This is a genomic window from Bacillus paramycoides, from assembly GCF_038971285.1.
Taxonomy (GTDB): domain Bacteria; phylum Bacillota; class Bacilli; order Bacillales; family Bacillaceae_G; genus Bacillus_A.
In genome coordinates this window covers 55473-70917 of record NZ_CP152428.1, presented here as the reverse complement: position 1 = coordinate 70917, position 15445 = coordinate 55473, and the positions used below count along the sequence as shown (strand labels likewise).

Annotated in this window: 15 protein-coding genes; 5 read left to right on the top strand and 10 right to left on the bottom strand. The window is 32.3% G+C overall.

Annotated elements, in window-relative coordinates; all coding sequences use genetic code 11:
• Positions 1-45: 45 nt before the first annotated feature.
• Complete coding sequence (locus tag AAG068_RS27790) at positions 46-276, top strand: helix-turn-helix transcriptional regulator (protein WP_342719848.1); 231 nt, start codon at positions 46-48, stop codon at positions 274-276.
• Here AAG068_RS27790 and AAG068_RS27785 read toward each other — a convergent pair whose 3' ends face one another.
• The 7 genes from AAG068_RS27785 to AAG068_RS27755 form a co-directional block, all read right to left on the bottom strand.
• Positions 277-891: a replication-relaxation family protein gene (locus tag AAG068_RS27785; protein ID WP_342719847.1), complete on the bottom strand. Its 615-nt coding sequence runs from the start codon at positions 889-891 to the stop codon at positions 277-279. It abuts the gene before it with no gap.
• Positions 830-2011 carry an FtsK/SpoIIIE domain-containing protein gene (locus AAG068_RS27780; RefSeq protein WP_342719846.1) on the bottom strand — a complete coding sequence of 394 codons (1182 nt, stop codon included), beginning with the start codon at positions 2009-2011 and terminating at the stop codon, positions 830-832. The genes AAG068_RS27785 and AAG068_RS27780 overlap by 62 nt, the downstream gene beginning before the upstream one ends.
• A gap of 99 nt (positions 2012-2110) precedes the next feature.
• The gene (locus AAG068_RS27775; protein WP_342719845.1) at positions 2111-2296 is read right to left on the bottom strand and encodes a hypothetical protein; all 186 of its coding nucleotides are present in this window, start codon (positions 2294-2296) and stop codon (positions 2111-2113) included.
• 5 nt (positions 2297-2301) lie between these two features.
• Positions 2302-2598: a hypothetical protein gene (locus AAG068_RS27770; protein ID WP_342719910.1), complete on the bottom strand. Its 297-nt coding sequence runs from the start codon at positions 2596-2598 to the stop codon at positions 2302-2304.
• Positions 2599-2729: 131 nt separating this feature from the next.
• Positions 2730-2912, bottom strand: a complete 183-nt coding sequence (locus AAG068_RS27765; protein WP_342719844.1) for a hypothetical protein — start codon at positions 2910-2912, stop codon at positions 2730-2732.
• A 17-nt stretch (positions 2913-2929) separates the two neighbouring features.
• The gene (locus AAG068_RS27760; RefSeq protein ID WP_342719843.1) at positions 2930-3304 is read right to left on the bottom strand and encodes a hypothetical protein; all 375 of its coding nucleotides are present in this window, start codon (positions 3302-3304) and stop codon (positions 2930-2932) included.
• A gap of 307 nt (positions 3305-3611) precedes the next feature.
• A complete protein-coding gene (locus AAG068_RS27755; protein ID WP_342719842.1) occupies positions 3612-4529 on the bottom strand; it encodes an endonuclease I family protein in 918 nt (305 codons plus the stop codon).
• A gap of 528 nt (positions 4530-5057) precedes the next feature.
• Between AAG068_RS27755 and AAG068_RS27750 the strand changes: the two genes are divergently transcribed.
• Positions 5058-6095: an endonuclease/exonuclease/phosphatase family protein gene (locus AAG068_RS27750; RefSeq protein WP_342719841.1), complete on the top strand. Its 1038-nt coding sequence runs from the start codon at positions 5058-5060 to the stop codon at positions 6093-6095.
• A gap of 868 nt (positions 6096-6963) precedes the next feature.
• On the opposite strand, the gene AAG068_RS27745 is transcribed toward AAG068_RS27750, so the two are convergent.
• Both AAG068_RS27745 and tnpB read right to left on the bottom strand, forming a co-directional pair.
• The gene (locus AAG068_RS27745) at positions 6964-8664 is read right to left on the bottom strand and encodes a hypothetical protein (RefSeq protein WP_342719839.1); all 1701 of its coding nucleotides are present in this window, start codon (positions 8662-8664) and stop codon (positions 6964-6966) included.
• 888 nt (positions 8665-9552) lie between these two features.
• A complete protein-coding gene (tnpB, locus tag AAG068_RS27740) occupies positions 9553-10674 on the bottom strand; it encodes an IS200/IS605 family element RNA-guided endonuclease TnpB (RefSeq protein ID WP_342719838.1) in 1122 nt (373 codons plus the stop codon).
• Positions 10675-11161: 487 nt separating this feature from the next.
• Between tnpB and AAG068_RS27735 the strand changes: the two genes are divergently transcribed.
• From AAG068_RS27735 to AAG068_RS27725, 3 genes are all read left to right on the top strand, one after another.
• Positions 11162-12838 (top strand): helix-turn-helix domain-containing protein, encoded by a 1677-nt coding sequence (locus AAG068_RS27735; protein WP_342719837.1) that lies wholly within the window; start codon positions 11162-11164, stop codon positions 12836-12838.
• 619 nt (positions 12839-13457) lie between these two features.
• Entirely contained in the window at positions 13458-13892 is a 435-nt protein-coding gene (locus AAG068_RS27730; protein WP_342719907.1) for a sodium:proton symporter, read from the top strand.
• Between the two features lie 238 nt (positions 13893-14130).
• A complete protein-coding gene (locus AAG068_RS27725) occupies positions 14131-14829 on the top strand; it encodes a YrrS family protein (protein ID WP_342719906.1) in 699 nt (232 codons plus the stop codon).
• Between the two features lie 178 nt (positions 14830-15007).
• Here AAG068_RS27725 and AAG068_RS27720 read toward each other — a convergent pair whose 3' ends face one another.
• Entirely contained in the window at positions 15008-15445 is a 438-nt protein-coding gene (locus AAG068_RS27720; RefSeq protein ID WP_342719905.1) for a hypothetical protein, read from the bottom strand.

Here is a 15445-nt window from a genome sequence, read left to right as displayed (position 1 = left end):
GGACAAGCTAGTAGTAAAAAACTTAGATTAATTGAGGTGAATATAATGAATTGGTTTGATATTGGCAAGCCCAGAAGTAAATTTGGTAAATTCCTAGATAAGCACCATTTAACACAACAAGATATCGCTAAAGAGAGTGGTGTTAGTAGAGGAACCATTAGTCGGTTGTGTAAAGGAAGCGCTTTTCATCCATCTCTAAAAAACGGTAACAAAATTATTAGGGCTTTAAAAAAGCTAACTAATAAAAATGTAGATCATCAAGATTTTTGGCTTTAATCAGAAAATATCATTCATCACAAAAGTTCTCATAAACACATTTTGTTTTACAGCATATTGCTCTAACTTTGATTGTCTATAGTCTGATAGTGTAAAAAAAATAATTACTGGAACAATAGCATTCTGTCTTTTATAGATATCTGTTATATGGCCATATAACTGTATTTTATGTTCGTTTACCTTCATGTGTTGCATGCGATCTATTTCAATAAAATGGGGGACATTACCCTCAAAGTACGTTGCATCAGGTATGATTTGATACCGTTGACCATTAATTGAAAAATCTATAGGTCTTTCTGTTTTCCATTCTGGAAAACCAAGCCACATCCAGCTTTCATTTCGCATTAATATGTGCTGTAATTGACTATTCTTCTTTACTTCTTTTGTAAAGCCTAATAAATCCCGTCCCTTTTTGTTTAAATAATATACGTGTTCACGAGCCATTTTTGTAATGTGGCAATATGAATGTAGATCCTTTAATACACGATTTGCGTTTCGAATGCTCCCTAGACAGTGAATTGCTTGTAATTGCCTCCTGGTTGCAAAATCTAACTTACTCAAAGTGGATAAAATCTCGATTTGTCTCGCTTTCTGTTTGAGTGTTTGATGCCTCATATTGCTTCACCACCTTATATTTCTTCAACAACTCCCACATATCTGTATCTTTTAAAAAAGGTACTTGAATTTCTTCTGTACGATCAGTCTTAAATAATGCTCTTCCTGGCAGGGATGGCAGATCCTCCAGTCCTGATTCATCCAAAGCGACCTGGGAAGCGACCGCAGTCGGTAATCGAAAGCCTATTTTTGCATCAGCATTTTGTTTAATTTGTCTTGGTAATGTATCCGAGGTTGGATATTGCGTACAAAATAGGAGCCGAAACCCTAAACCACCTCCAATTCTTGCGACTTCGGACAACATCTCCTGGCACAAAAATAATACATCACGTTGTTTTTTAGGTAATCCCTGTGTAGGACATAGATTTGCCCCTTCATCGACTATAATAAAGCAACGTTCTTTAATTGATGTGTCTATGATATTGGTAAAATAGGACTTTTTCATCATTTCAATCTGTTTTACCATCTTTTCACGTACCCTTATCAACATTTCTAACGCCTGTTCCGGATTTTCAGCAACTTCTACAACTTGGGATAACTCTTTGTAAGGACTAAATTCTAGTCCTTCTTTCAAATCGATAATAAAAAAATTCACGTGTTGAGATTGTTGTAAAATCAAACTAGTCATCACATTTTTTAAAAATACTGTCTTTCCAAAACGCGTCATACCCGCCACACACATATGCGGTGTTTTCTCGAAATCATGATATACATATTTATCTAGCGCTTTCCCGATCATAACTCTCCATGTGTGCTCTTTTAACAGATCCCTAGACCAATTCCACATTTCAGGTATTTGTCGCTTAAATACGCGAATATGAAGCTCTCTTTGATGGAACAATATTTTAACAGGTTTATATAGTCCTTCTTCTAATACTACAGCTAATTTTTTGATAAGTTGACTTGGTACGCCGAGTGGTAACTTGTAAACATAATTCATACTTATGCCATCTTCTATTTCTTTTATAAAAATTGGGTATTTTAGTTCCCCTTTATGCTGAACACATATCTTTGCAATTTCAAAAAATGTTGTAATTTTTTTCTTATCACTCGTTCCGTTACTTTGATAAAAATAAGCTACAGTTAAAAAGGTTGCTGGAATTAATAAAAGTGATAACATTCCTCCATACCTCCATTAAGGTAGTTGAGCTTGTATGGATGCTTAGAAAAAACGTTTAAGATGCGCTATTACAATCATTTTCAACTACCAGATGTAATACTAACGTAGAAACACATCTAGTATATCCATTAGTACGTACCAAACCGTTCCAATTAGTAAGCATTTAAGACCCGCACGTAGCAACCAACCTGGAAGGTAAAAACCTTTCTTCTTTAACAATTTTATTCCTAAAACTGAAGCACCCGTCAGGCCATATACAATACCCAGTTCCCCAATGATTGTCATACTAATTAACCCCATCCTTTTGGTTTAATGGACATACTCCCTTTACCATCCTTAAAAAGTTGATATTCATTTAATAGCTCATTCCAGGAGACAGCCTGTTCATCACCATACAGATTTTCTTCGATTTGTTGACTTAAATAATAATAACCTCTGTATTGTCGGTCTAGGTATACATCATGACGTAGCATGTGCTCTCGTATTGCATACATGTTATCTTCCTTCTTGGTTCCTTTATACATTTGCCTGAGCATTTCTGAAGAGTAGAGATACGGAGTGCTATATAACATTTGATATTGATTCATCTCATCACCATCCATATAGATTTCTAGATACACTAAATACATATGATAATGATACAGATTTTCGAATTTGTCCCTAAAAAAATACGTCATTCCCATTTTAGAATGACGTATTTTTTAATACTAGATATACTTTATTTGCACTTCTTCATTACCCAATCTGTTTTAGAAAACTTTTCCTTCAAAATCCATCCTTCGTTAACTTTAGTACTTAGTAGTTCTTTTAATTCATTATAATATTGATTGGCTTCGTCTTTTTCATCACTTTTAAATTTCTCTAAAGAAATCTCCACAATTGGCTCCTTACATTCAGCCATGGACCATATTTCTAAATTTACTTCTTTGTTTTTAAATGTCCCTTTAAACTTTCGTGAAAAAACAGGACCATAAACAACTGAATGGTTAATAACCTCTTTCCCAGAGTTAAAAAATATTTGTGGCCATTATTAAAAAACATTTCTCGTAAAGTTTCTACCGACGGCAATTCTAGTCCAGATAATCGTGGTTGTTTATCTGGTTTATATACGATATTTAAAATTTTATTAGTAAGTCCCCAATCAATTTCCACATTAAATTCATTCTTATCTACAACGAATCCATCTTCTTTTGCTTTTTCTAAAGCACCTTGTATATCATCCTTAACAATTTCATATCTTTTTTTATAAGTTAATTCACATGCATTCTCTTCTCTGTTTATTCGATTTCGCAAAATCAAACCTGTGTATACATATCCCTATTCTTTTTATCAATAAATTGAATATATGTCTCATCAACATCCTTTAACTTAATGTCGAATTCTTCTATTATTTCGCAACTTAATTCAAATTTTTCATTTAATACTCGATGAAGTTTAAGGGGGAATTTAATTTCATATTTTTCTTTTTTAACATTTAATCCCTCTTTTTTTGACTTTAATAATAATCGAATAAAATTTTTTGATATACAAATTCATTTTCTTGAACTTCAATATATATATAGCTATTACATCATTTTAAAATCAATGCTGATTTAGTTAATTAGTCCCAAATTCGTCCTACATATTCAGGATGATCAATAAAAGGATTACGGTTATGTTGATACTTTTCATAAATGATATTATTTCTTCTTCTTTCAAATTCATCAACAGGGTCTTGCTCATGCCATTTTAACAATGTAGATAATTTTCCGTGATTAGGTACTTTAGTGCCTGTTCTGTCTACCAACTCTAAATCCCGTTCACCAGATTCTCCTTCATAACGAACTGCCATATAAAACATTATTCTTGCAACATCACCCTTTATTTCGTCTCTTGGTTCCCAAGAATCATCGTCATAACAAGTATCTGGAGCCTCATTATGTTCCGTTCCAGAACATTTTGCATTATGGTTATTCACATGTCCATTATCTAAGTCAAAGTCAAGATTACCTCTGTCCGCATTTACTGAGGCATCTTCTGGTCTAAGTTGATGAAGATCTGTTGCTGGACCTTTCTCTGTATCAAATCCACCATGTGATTTGGACCATACATGTTCGCGATTCCATAAATCCCCACTACTCCCAAATGATTGCTTAGATTGAGAACGCCCCGCATAAAATAACAAAATATTATTTGGGTTATTGGGATCTTCATCTGTTTCTTTTAATGCTTGCTTTGTTTGTTCGTAAGACAGTACGTCTTGTTTTTTAATGATTTCATGTAATACCCCCTTAAGCTCTTCTCCTGATTGTTCATTTACATTTTTGTAATAATCAGAACCTAAAATCCCCTCTGTACGAGTATTCCCCTCATTTTCATGAGATAATTGAATGTTTCTTATTGAATTACTTTTGTTAGAAACTTTTTCTTGACTAACATCCGGTTGAGTTGCCCCATTCATACGACATCCTGACAAAAGTATTAGCGATATCACTAATAAAATTTTGGCTTTACTTATAACTTCTTTTAGTTGATTCATTTTACGTTACTCCTTTGAATAAGTTTAAGAACATCCATATTATGAGTAATCGGTAAAACATCTCATACATGAAAAAAAAGGAATTAGCATTTAATAAAATAAATTTAGTCCATAATAACTTTTTTTGTGAATGGATGAATTGAACTTTCTACATAATTTGGAGCCCAAGATTTTTTTACATTCCCCAACTATTAAATAGAACATGAGAAGTCCTGTAAGTTTTATGCTGTTGCATCGCACATTCATCCCCCTTGAGAGCGTTAGAATCCAAATTTTCGATTTATACCTTAAAAAGCATAAAAATATGCCTTCACATTGTAGAGAATATTTAATAGGGTATATTCATCATTTAGAAGGAAACATTAATGGCATATCCTGAAAATATTCTTTCTAAATAGCCAATTAAAATATAATACTAACCAAGACAATATAAGTAGAAAGAATAGATCATTAAATTCGAATTAATAGGTGAAAAACAGCCACTATCTTCACTGTGTGGAAAAATCATATTAAAGAAGGTGAAAGCTTATGCAAATCCGCTGTGGAACATTTAACTTATACCAATTTGTTGAACCGCCTTTCGCATGGTATGAGCCTCAAAATGTTTATTCAGACGCCGATTGGTTAATAAAGAAAGAATGGATTAAAGAACAAATATTGAAGATGAAATGCGATGTTATTGGTTTCCAAGAAGTATTTAGCACAACGACTTTGAAGAGCTTAGTTGAGGAGCTAGGGTTTACTCATTTTGAAACAGTAGAAAACGCTGTGACAGATGCAAACAATTCGTTAGTATTTATAAAACCAGTGGTTGCTATAGCTTCAAAGCATTCAATAATATCAATAGATCCAGTTAAAGTTCCAGATTCTATTACTGAAGAACTACCGGTTGAAAAAGGTTTTAAATTCAGCCGAATTCCGATAAAAGCTAAGATACATATTAATGGATCTGGTGATGTCGTTTTTTATGTTTCTCATTTAAAATCAAAAAATCCAGTAGTTAAAGATCTAAATTTTACATCTAGTGATACATGGGATAAGAAAATTTTAGAAACTTTACGTGCAAGATCAATTGGACATGTAGCATCATTACTACAACGAGGGGCAGAATCAGCAGTTTTGTATCATGAGATCTCAGAAACTCTAAGCACTCATAAAGAGGTTCCAGTTATCTTGCTGGGTGATTTAAATGATGATGAATACTCTATTCCCATCGAAGCATTAACTAATAGAGAAAGGCTTTTAGAAGTAGATGGAAAAGCCTATTCAACGCTTCCTGAAGAAACACAAAAAATAGGGTACGATTATAAACTTTACGATGCTTTTGACTTAGCTCCAAATCAAAGTGGACAAAAAAGATTGCCAACTCATTATTATAAAAAAATAGGAAATGTACTAGACTATATTTTTGTATCTAATGCACTTAATGAAAAAAACGAAGAGCATGTTGGTCGAGTAAGCACATATGAGGTACTTGACCGGCATTTAAAATGTGATGATATTGGAAATCAAAAACAATCTGATCATGCCCAAGTGGTAGCAACCATACAGTTTAAAGAACATTAATTTGAAAATTTTAAAAGGATGTTTTGATTTTAGAAAACATCCTTTTTTTCGTATATGAATAGAACATTTTTTAATCTTTGTTTTCAGTTAATTTAGTATGAATGAAATTGAATGTTAGTTAATAAAATCTAATATAAATATATATCTTATATATATTTAAAATAAAAAGATAAAACTTATATAGGATTGCCAAATGTATGTTTATCCTTACTGTAACAATGCCTTGTAACAGTACATAGCGTAAAAAATCATAAATAGTAGAATATAACAACGAAAAAATAGGTGTTATTACAATCTGGAATCTACAAATAATCATAAATGAAATGTAGTATTCCTACATAAAAAATGAAACAAATTAATACATTAATAAACATATTTATTCAATTGTAAAATTCCATATGAATTCACTGGATTTCCACAATCTTATTATATTTATCCACAAAAGATTCACATTATATGTAAATTAATCAACATAATCCAGTTTTAGCACATAACTAACATTGATATTGATGATTTTTGGTAGATAAAGACGTAGATACTATTTATACCAACGATATTTACAATAAATTGCTCACATTATATGTTATTTATCTACTTATCCACGAAATTTAATTTTTTCCTTATGATTTTTTGTAGGTATTTGAATGTATATAGATAATTTATAACATTTCTATATGAAAGTATGTGTGGAGATTTAGATAGGCACTATTCTATTTTTGTATATGAGTGCATAAAAAAAGATTCTATTATGAATAGAATCCAGTAAAGTTACTTATTGTGAAGAGCAAGTAAAATTCTTTTAGATATACGTATCAACACGAATAGCCCTCTATCTTGAATTTTTTCAAAAATAGAGAGCTGATTATAATTAGTTCGTGTTCATTGCTGAAATTACTTGCTCAGCTGTTGTTACTCGAATACCACCGCGGATTAACTGTTCAAAGGCACGAATAAATTTTATTAAATTGAAGCTATCGGGTACTTCAATAACACGAAGCTTTTCTTTCGGTAATCTATCTATCTTTTCAATGAACAATTCACGAACATCACTAGGAATAATACGCTCTTTATGTCCTCTTGCTTTTAAGAGTTCACGTATTTCTATTTCTAAAGCAATATAAGCATTTAGGTTTGCACCTTGTTCATAGGCGTACTTTCTAAATAACGTTTCTTCTTGATACTTTAGATAGTTGCGGTGATAGGATTCCTCTGTAACAGGTACAGCAAATTTATAGTTTAGTAACTCATATGTTTTGCGGAACAGCTTTTTGATGTTTCGAAGAGAGTACATAGAGAAATGCAATCCGAAATCAAATACAGCTTGTTCCTTTTGTTCTTTTGGAACATGTTGTGTAATAAGAGGGTAAATCCCCTCTTTAGCCGCAGTATCAAGAATTTGATATTGTGATGTTTGATTTAATAATTTCTTTAGAGTATAGACTAATTTACTTGGATATTCTTCATTACGATCTATCATGTCACGTAAGCTATGAATTACGCTTCGAATTTGTCGATGGCATGTATATTTAAGTACATGAATGAATTTGTTCATGTCTTGTGCAAATTCACCGATATTCATCTCTTGTAGTACGGATTCGATAAAACGAGCTTTACGAGCATAAGTAAGCTTTGGTGTGAATGGATCGCGATACTGTACTTCTCCTGTTTCTTTTGCACACAAGAAATCTGTATGTAAGGATAGATATAGAGTCGTATATCTTTTTTTATTCTTAACTCCTTTTTGCAATTTGCAAATTTTGAATAATGGAGTCCCTGTACATGGTAAGGCAGTTGTTAATTCTGTCATAACTGCGCGGATTTGATGTGGATATTTTTTATGTAAAAAGCGATACATCCCACCAAAATGAGTTTTATTCCCTTTTTCATCCTGTTTGTCTAAGGAACGTTTTAGTGTAGTTTCACTATGTTGTTGCATAGCAATATCTAAGAATAGCTTCTTAGATGCAACTGATAGTTCAAAGAAAGCTTTCGTAAATACCACTGGGCTAATATAAACATATGCATTGGCTTTTTTAGTTTCTTCATTCATAAAATGAGCTAATTTAATTGTATATCGACCATCTAATTCATTTTCAATCGTAATAATGTTATGTATACTTAATTTCTTTAATGCAATATAGAATTGAGAATGCTGTATATAAGCAAATTCTTCTTTATATAGTTTGTAATCTTCCCACATCATATGTATTGTTACATTTGGAATGACCCCATTCGTGTAACATTTTTTATGTAGATATAAGAAGACTTCCAAATCTGCGTTTGTAATGCCATATAATTTATGCTTTCTTCCCATTGTTTCCGAAATAGCAGATAGTGTACGACGTGAAAAAGATGGTTTAGCCTGTGCTACGAAGCCATCCACATCGGCAATACGCTCCTCATATGTCATATGATCAACAATATCCTCAAGGTATGTGTCTTTATAGCTGTAGTATTTCTCTTCAAAAGTTTCCACAAGTTTTTGCCAAGATTTCAGTGTTACTAAAACCGCATTTGTAGATTGTCCATTTAGACTACGTTGATTACGAATAATAAATGATTTTCCCATCTTTTTCACCTCCTACCTATAGATTCAGAAATAAATGCCAATAAACTATAAAATATACCAATTTTGATTATACCAAATCGAAATTTGCTGAAATGCGTCCCTTTAAGAGAAAAAATAAAAAGATGAAACGCCCTTTAACCCCTTGTGTACCAAGGGGTTAAAGGATTGTTGTATTTTTTTTTATGGACATGATATGGCTATAGGTTTTCATATTGGTAGAAAAGAAGAAAAATAGAAAATAAACCTTGTAAATGTGATTAAATCAGCGTTTATATCAATTTTTTAAAAAATAAAAGGGACATCATATGGCTATGAATTTTCATGTTTATAATTGTGATTTAAAACGCTAAAACCTTTTGAATAGTGATGTTAATGGGGTTTATCTATAATTTTATAATTTCAAAAGGAACATGAAGTAGCTAGGTGGATTTTCATGTTTGGGTAAAAAAAGGGACATCATACAGCTATAGGTTTTCATGTTTCATAAATATGTGAAAACAGAGATAATAACTTGAAAACTCCCAATATAAAAGGGTTTATGAGGTTTTTATCTGAAAAGAAAGGGACATCATATAGCTATAAATTTTCATAACTAATAGTATAGCTTTAATAGAAAAGCTTATATATCAAGCTTTAAGCACTTTTAGAAAAAAATTTCGAATTAGTAAAAAGAATTACATCATGTAATTTTTTGTTTCATGTTTTGGTGGAAAGGGCAATGATATGGCTATAAATTTTCATTTTTGATGAGCTTGGGGGGGCAAAGTGAAATTTATATTTTCATCTTTACATTTTTTAACTTTCATCTCTTTATTGAACTACCCCCACTTTCACTTCGTTTAGAAGTGAGGGATTCCTAAGTAAAGAGTTCTATCGAACTCTAGTTGATTAGGCTAACCCCGCAGTCCTTGCGGTTAGAAGCCTTATCGCTTCATTTTTTATATTGATACTTGCGTTAATATCCCTATCATGGTGTGTACGACAAGAAGGACAGTCCCATTTACGTAGGTTTAGATTTTTAACGTCTTTGTTCTGATATCCACAACAAGAGCATAATTGGCTGGAAGCAAATGTTTTCGATACGACAATGACTTGTTTGCCGTACCATTTTGCTTTGTATTCTAACATGTATCGAAATTGCGACCAAGACACTTCACTAATTGCTTTTGCTAACTTATGATTCTTTAACATATTCGATACTTGCAAATCCTCAATACCGATAACATCGTGGTTTTTGATGATTTCAGTTGAGATTTTGTCTAAGTAATCTTTTCTAGCATTTGAAATGTATTCATGAATTCTAGCTACCTTTACTCGTTGCTTATTCCAGCGAGAAGATCCTTTCATTCTTCTAGAAAGAACACGCTGTGCTTTCGCCAACTTAGCTTCTAATGATCGGAAAAACTTCGGATTTTTATAGGGTCTTCCATCTGACAAAATAGCGAAATCTTTTAGTCCTACATCTATTCCAATGTAAGAATTTGTTTTCGGAAGTTCTTGTACTTCTGTTTCAACTAACAATGACACAAAATATCTACCAGAAGGGTTCCGTCTAACTGTAGCATTTACAATACGTCCCTTTACTTCACTACTTTTGGCAAATCGAACAAGCCCTAGTTTTGGCAATTTAATTTTGTTTTCTATAACAGCAATGTTTTCATTTGTTTGTTTTGTGGTATAAGATTGTACGTTGTTTTTCTTAGATTTAAAGCGCGGGGCGCTGTTTTGTTTTTTGAAAAAGCGTGTATAGGCATCCGCAAGGTTGCGAACAGACGACTGAATCGCAATACTATCCACTTCTTTTAGCCAAACAAACTCTTTCTTCATGGCAGGTAGTTTGGCAGAGCATGTACCATAGGTCAAGCCTTTTCCTGTCTCTTTGTATGCGTGATCCCATAAGGATAGGAAATGATTGAATACAAAGCGAGAACAACCAATCGTTTTGTTGATTAGAATTGCTTGTGCTTTATTTGGATAGATACGAAACTTATAGGCTTTATTAATCATCATTTAATTCACCTCCATTTCGGTATATGACTATTATATACCAAACGTACATTCGATAGGTAGTGGAGTAACACTTTATGTATGTCGAACAATTAAGATGGCTTCCTGCCATCCCTTGTTCGAAGCCAATTCATCTCCCACCTACTCACTGGGCTGTGACCCTTCACGCTCCTTGAGGAAGGAGTCTTCTTGGCTAAAATGATAAATATGAATAATATTGCCGAAATGCTAATAGGAAAAGAGCGTATGGAAAAAGATTGGTTATTGAAAAAATTGCTATTTGGATTTTAAAAATCAATTGCGTCTTGTATAATCAGTTACAGAGCGGGCTATAAGTATACAAATTAGAGCCCTTAAGATGTTAACGTTGAAATGAAAGAGTGGAAGATTCCGACTACGTTTCTAGTTTTATATAAAGGAACATCATATAGCTAATTGTTTTCAAATTAAGATCGCCAATAAATAAATGTATATAAGGAGCCGAGTTTATATGGAAGACGTTCTTCAATTGTTTAGAGATGCACTGTCAATAACAGAACCACTGTATAAACAGAATGAGCAATTGTGGAGTAAATGGAATTCCTATTATATTGAGGTTAAAGCAGATAAAAGTAAAATTGTGACTTCAGAATACCTTTCTCCATCATTTTCAATGCTTGTACAGTGGCTAGAGCAACAACAAAGAAAAGGTGTTTCTTCTCTAGATATATTTAAAAATATAGATACTTACAAATTAATTATTCATGAGAAAATAGGAGTTTTTATTGAACAAGAGTTTCGTGAAAATCAAACAGCTAATATAGTGAATACAGCAACAAGTGAATCAGATGCAAGCAATTTGAATGAAAACTATTTAGAAGTAAATAACTCCGCTGTGTATTATAAGTTAAGAGATGGAATAGCTAAAAATCAATTTGAAGAAGATGAAAACACACGGTTAAAATCATACCCTATTGAAACAAAAGATAGTAATGGGGTAGCACAGCTTTCATCTCATAAAGATGAAGATCTAAAGTTAACGAATATTGAAGAGGCAGCAAGATGGAATACATTAGTAGACGGTGTAATGAGTAATATGGATGATCTAACTGCAGATTGTTTAGATTCCATCACGATTCAATGGTTGAATGAAGCTAAATCGCCGGATGAATTTATCGATTTTTCATATGAACAAGTTTTAGAGATGTGCAGTATTTCAAAGGCCAAGGCAAATGGTGTTGAATATTATAGGGTAGAAGATAAAATTAAAGTAGCGAAGCGGATTGCGGCCCTAGCGAGTATTTTTATATATCTAAATGATGACAATGAAGTAGTCGTATTAAATGATCGTGCTGAAACAGGTAAGCATTATGAAGTTAAACGTGAGGTAATTAAAAGGCTATTCGTATTAGATTCTGTAGTTCTATGGAGAGATAAAAATACAAACGAATACATGGGAATAGAATCGTGCCGAATCAAACCGGGTAGTTTCTTATCCGGATATTTATATGGATCTAATAGTACTACCGCATTATTATCAAAAAAGGCACTTGAATATAATAGTTATAGACACAAATATCATAAAAGGTTAATTCGATATTTGACATGGCAATGGAGAATACGTCAAATGTTTTCTAGTATACAAAGACCTTATTCTATAGGTGGAGATAAAGGTTTGTTAGCAGTTATGGGTATAAACCAGAAACAAAAACCTAATCGTATTCGTGAACAATTAGAAAATGTTCTTATGGATTTAGAAAAAGAAAAGGTAATTTCTCATTGGGAATATGATAATGGTTTAGAAGAAGAAAAACTGACCAAGAAGAATTGGTTTAAAAACTATTATTCACAGTTAGGAATAGTAATATTGCCACCTCAAGAACTAATTAGTTCAATGGAAAAATTAGCAAAAAAGAAAACAATTGATACAATACATGAGGAAAGTCAGCCAATAAAAATTATAGAAAAACCATTAGATACGAGTGAAAATGAACAAGTAATTAGAGAGAAGATAGAGTTTGTGCACCTGAAAAAGAATATAACTATGCGAGAACTTTCAATAGAGATAGGTATATCGCAGCCTACTCTTTCTAGATTTTATCATAAAAAAACAAAACGACTCTCTAGTACGGCGAGAAACAATTTAAGTCAATGGTATAAACGACAGTTAATTATCGATAAGATGTAAGTTTAAAATAAAGTTCTAAAAAAAGAGTCCTAGATATAGGACTCTTTTTTTAGAGTATTTACATACTAATTACTAATTGAACTACTCCACTTAGCTACGCTTAAATGTTATAGGCGAATGACAGCCAACAGACGAGTTCTATTTACGTAACTAGCACCTACATTGATCTCATCAAACGTTACAAAACTAAGAAAGTATGGATGAGCATAGAAATGAAGGTGTAGGCAAATGCATCAAATAAAACTTTTTTCCGTGAAGGATTCTTGCAGCCTGGACAACCTATGGTATTTTCATGGTTGGGTGGTATTGACATCCATAAATTTTGGCGCAATCTTGTGTGCGCAACTCACTCATCCGACTGAGATGCTATTTCCCCTGTAAATTTCTTACCACAGAACGATAAAATTACCGAAGAGAATTATGAGCCCTACTTGACGAAGAAAATGATAGGAAATCGTGAAGATATGTACATATGCATAAAGATATTTACAATTTCATGATTGAAGTTAGTAATAATAAAATGTATTATTGAAAAGCACAATTTATAATTCAAGTAATCAGGACTATGCGCTCACAATAATTTGAACATTCAGAAATTGCAATATCGTCTAAAAATGAGGTGAGGCTAATAGAAACAGTACATATTAAATGGTATGGATTGTATAATCTAAATGATTTTTATAATAGAGAAGAAGCTTATAAGAAGGGGCTATTTGCAATCTCTAGAGTATATGCTAAGAATGTAACATTGCTCTATATAGGAAAAACCAAAAGAAGCTTTATACAAAAGATAAGGGAACTTAATAAGGATTGGCTTTGTGATGAAAGCGAATTAAAGATTACATTAGGAATCATAGAATTCCCTAGTTGTGAAAGTTACTCTGAAAAGAAGGTAAAAGAGATAAAATCCCTTTTGATTTTACGACATACCCCATTAGAAAACGACACATCTTTATTATACTATAGAGGGAAATTTAATTTAAAAATTATAAATAAGGGACGAAGGGGCTTAATTGTTAAAAAGCTTTCTACAGGAGATCTAATGTGGACGTAATTGGAATCACCTTTGAATAAAATTGAAGGTTTCTTAAGTGCAGCAGCGTATTAATTTTTAATGTATTAAACTATTTTTGAATAACATATGTCAGATGCTTGAAAAAACACAAATTTTATTATGATATGAAATCCTGTATGGGAAGTGTAGTTTATTTCTATCATTTAATAAAAATATTAAGAATTATGGGAATAATACATAAAGATTAGAGGAGAAAATAAACACGGAGGTTTGAAGAATGGGACAAGTAAGCAGGTTTCAAGAAAAACGACAAAATCGTCGTCAAAAGGCGATTTTTAATATTGCATTTACTTTGGTATTAGTGACAGTTGGTATAGTGACATACCAGCTGTTTTCCTCTTCTGATACATCAAAGAAAGCAATTGCTCAAGAAAAGAAAGCAGCACAGCTAGAAGAAAAGAAACGTGAAGAGAAAGAAGCGGCACAGCTAGAAGAGAAGAAACGTGAAGAGAAAGAAGCAGCACAGCTAGAAGAAAAGAAACGTGAAGAGAAAGAAGCGGCACAGCTAGAAGAGAAGAAACGTGAAGAGAAAGAAGCGGCACAGCTAGAAGAGAAGAAACGTGAAGAGAAAGAAGCAGCACAGTTAGAAGAGAAACAAAAAGCAGAAAAATCGGTATCTCAAGAAAAGGGTTCTCAAACTAATCCTTCTTGGAAGCCAATTGGTACAAAGCAAGGGGCAAAACCTGAAATGAAATTTAAAGAAGGAACAGTAGATTGGAGTGAGATGAAAAAAGCAATTTCTTATGCTGTTGATGTTCCAGAGAGCCAATTGATTTTCGATTTTATTGGGAATAATGGTAATAATAAAGCCTACGGTAATGTGCGAGATAAGCAAAGTAACAAAAAATATAAGGTTGATATTGATTGGATAGAGAATCAGGGGTGGAAACCAGTATCTGTTCAAGTGGTAAAATAAATAATAGAAATGTAAATGCTCCCACTCTCGTTGTAAGGGACCAAGCTATTATTGTCCAGATAAGATAAACCTGGTTCTATATGATGTTTGAAATAATTATGTATTTAAAAGTTTACTTTTGTAAAAGCTCAAAAAAGAGTCCGTATTACTCAGGACTCTTTTTGTTATGTTGACAGCATTAATTACCAAATAAACTTGCTGTATCAAGATCTTCATATTCATCATTCAAAGTATTTGTTTCAGATTTAGAAACGTCTTCTTTTTTTACATTTTCAGTATCGGATTTCTTTTCAAGAGCCCCAATTACTTCATTAGGAGATTTAATCTCATTATGGATGTTTTGGTCATCATTTTTGATAATGAGATTTGAATCGTTCAATAGGACCCGTTTAACCTCATTTAAAAAATCTTTATCTTGAAGTAAGATTTCTCTTTGCATTTGTTGTTGAATCTTATAATCACCAACATCTTGTAAGCCATGTTTATCAATGAAGTAACAGACAAGTTTATATAGTGAATCTGCTATATTCCCTTGAGATTCAAACCATTTAAAGAACTCCTCGTTCTCAATTTTTTTGAGATTCCAAAAGAAAGATTCTCTTTTCTTGTCAGCCAT

Excerpts from the sequence above, each read along its gene's own strand:
- AAG068_RS27785 (WP_342719847.1), bottom strand. The coding sequence starts at position 891 with ATGAGGCATCAAACACTCAAACAGAAAGCGAGACAAATCGAGATTTTA.
- AAG068_RS27790 (WP_342719848.1), top strand. The coding sequence starts at position 46 with ATGAATTGGTTTGATATTGGCAAGCCCAGAAGTAAATTTGGTAAATTC.
- AAG068_RS27735 (WP_342719837.1), top strand. The coding sequence starts at position 11,162 with ATGGAAGACGTTCTTCAATTGTTTAGAGATGCACTGTCAATAACAGAA.
- AAG068_RS27770 (WP_342719910.1), bottom strand. The coding sequence starts at position 2,598 with ATGAATCAATATCAAATGTTATATAGCACTCCGTATCTCTACTCTTCA.
- AAG068_RS27720 (WP_342719905.1), bottom strand. The coding sequence starts at position 15,445 with ATGGCTGACAAGAAAAGAGAATCTTTCTTTTGGAATCTCAAAAAAATT.
- tnpB (WP_342719838.1), bottom strand. The coding sequence starts at position 10,674 with ATGATGATTAATAAAGCCTATAAGTTTCGTATCTATCCAAATAAAGCA.
- AAG068_RS27750 (WP_342719841.1), top strand. The coding sequence starts at position 5,058 with ATGCAAATCCGCTGTGGAACATTTAACTTATACCAATTTGTTGAACCG.
- AAG068_RS27780 (WP_342719846.1), bottom strand. The coding sequence starts at position 2,011 with ATGTTATCACTTTTATTAATTCCAGCAACCTTTTTAACTGTAGCTTAT.
- AAG068_RS27765 (WP_342719844.1), bottom strand. The coding sequence starts at position 2,912 with ATGGCTGAATGTAAGGAGCCAATTGTGGAGATTTCTTTAGAGAAATTT.
- AAG068_RS27725 (WP_342719906.1), top strand. The coding sequence starts at position 14,131 with ATGGGACAAGTAAGCAGGTTTCAAGAAAAACGACAAAATCGTCGTCAA.
- AAG068_RS27775 (WP_342719845.1), bottom strand. The coding sequence starts at position 2,296 with ATGACAATCATTGGGGAACTGGGTATTGTATATGGCCTGACGGGTGCT.
- AAG068_RS27745 (WP_342719839.1), bottom strand. The coding sequence starts at position 8,664 with ATGGGAAAATCATTTATTATTCGTAATCAACGTAGTCTAAATGGACAA.
- AAG068_RS27755 (WP_342719842.1), bottom strand. The coding sequence starts at position 4,529 with ATGAATCAACTAAAAGAAGTTATAAGTAAAGCCAAAATTTTATTAGTG.